This window comes from Sphingomonas xinjiangensis, assembly GCF_014199255.1.
GTDB classification, from domain to species: Bacteria; Pseudomonadota; Alphaproteobacteria; order Sphingomonadales; family Sphingomonadaceae; genus Sphingomonas; species Sphingomonas xinjiangensis.
Genome location: NZ_JACIJF010000061.1, coordinates 1 through 1423 on the forward strand (window position 1 = coordinate 1; position 1423 = coordinate 1423).

Here is a 1423-nt window from a genome sequence, read left to right on the forward strand (position 1 = left end):
CACAGCACTGCTACACAATCGACCTGTTGGGCTATGTGTCCGGGGCACTCAGTTCTATTATCGCCGCCGCGTTCCGCATGATGCTCGCGACCTGATCGGTCGGGCCGAGATTTGGCGGTCGCTTCGGACGGATAGCCTCAAGATCGCTTTGCGCCGGTTGCCGAGCGTCATGGCTCGGGTCGAGGCGGAGATCGAACATCACCGGTGGATGGCAGGCTTGCCCTGTGATCCGACGCTCCTCGAACCGTCGTCCAACGATGCCATGGCGAGTCCTCCTCCGCTCCCAACCGAGAAGGTAGCGGCGCCTGCTGCTCCACCAGCGCCGAGCCTGACCCTCGGCGAAGCGTATGAGCAGTATCTCAGTGATCCGACGCAGGCGTGGTCGCCTCGAACGCGCGAGGCATATGAGACCAGCCGTAGACTCGCAGTGTCCGTGATCGGCGAGGATGTGCCGATCCATACGCTCGCCCGCGCCCATTGCCGCGACTATATCGATGTCCTGCGATTTATGCCGCGAAACGCTGCCAAGCGCTTTCCGCAGCTCACCGCCCGTCAAGCAGCCGATCGCGCTCGGACGCGCGGCGACACTGACCTCATTAGCGCAGCCAACGCGAACACCTGCCTCGCGAACCTGTCGAGCTTTTTGAACTGGGCGGTCAATGAGGAGCTTCTCGGTCGCAACCCTATGCGCGGGCTGCGCCTGCCAGACGACACGGCGAAGAAGGACAAGCGATTCCCATTCAGCCCGGAGCAGCTTCGGGCAATCTTCGATGCTCCGTTGTATCGTGGATGTCTCGATGGAGAGCGAGGCTATGCGAAGCCCGGATATGAGCGCCCGCGCAACGCGCGATTTTGGGTGCCGCTGATTGGGCTGCATACGGGCATGCGCTTGAACGAAATCTGCCAACTGGATGTCGCTGATGTCCGATTGGTCGATGGCATCCGGTGCCTTGCGATCACCGAGAATTCGGTCGCTGGGAGCACCGACAAGAATCTCAAGACGGGTGCGAGCGAACGGCTGATCCCTATCCACCGCAATCTGATCGACTGCGGCTTGCTCGCCTTCGTCGAAAAGCAGCGCCGCAACGGGCGAACGAAGCTGTTCGAAGAGATCGACCCCGGCACCAAGGGTATCCGCGCCGTTGCTTTCTCCAAGTGGTTCACGCAATTCCTGCGAAGTTGCGGTGCCTATCAGGCTCGCACCTGTTTCCACTCGTTCCGGCACAACTTCCGCGATGAGTTGCGATCAGCGCGGATCGAACATGATGTTGCTATGGCACTGGGCGGGTGGACGAGCGGATCAGGGAAGCGGGGAGCGTCAGAGAACTACGGCAACGGACATCGGATCGCAGTGCTGGAAGAGGCGGTCAGCAAGCTCGCGTTCTCGGACATCGACATCTCTCATCTGGCGCTCCACGCCAGA

Annotated in this window: 1 protein-coding gene and 1 pseudogene; both read left to right on the top strand. The window is 61.3% G+C overall.

Going from position 1 to position 1423, the window contains the following annotated elements; all coding sequences use genetic code 11:
* Nucleotides 1-7: 7 nt before the first annotated feature.
* Nucleotides 8-193: pseudogene (locus FHT02_RS22350) on the top strand (DUF6538 domain-containing protein); the annotation flags it as partial.
* A gap of 69 nt (nucleotides 194-262) precedes the next feature.
* On the top strand, nucleotides 263-1423 hold a 1161-nt coding region (locus FHT02_RS21270; RefSeq protein WP_184092256.1), incomplete at its 3' end, for a tyrosine-type recombinase/integrase.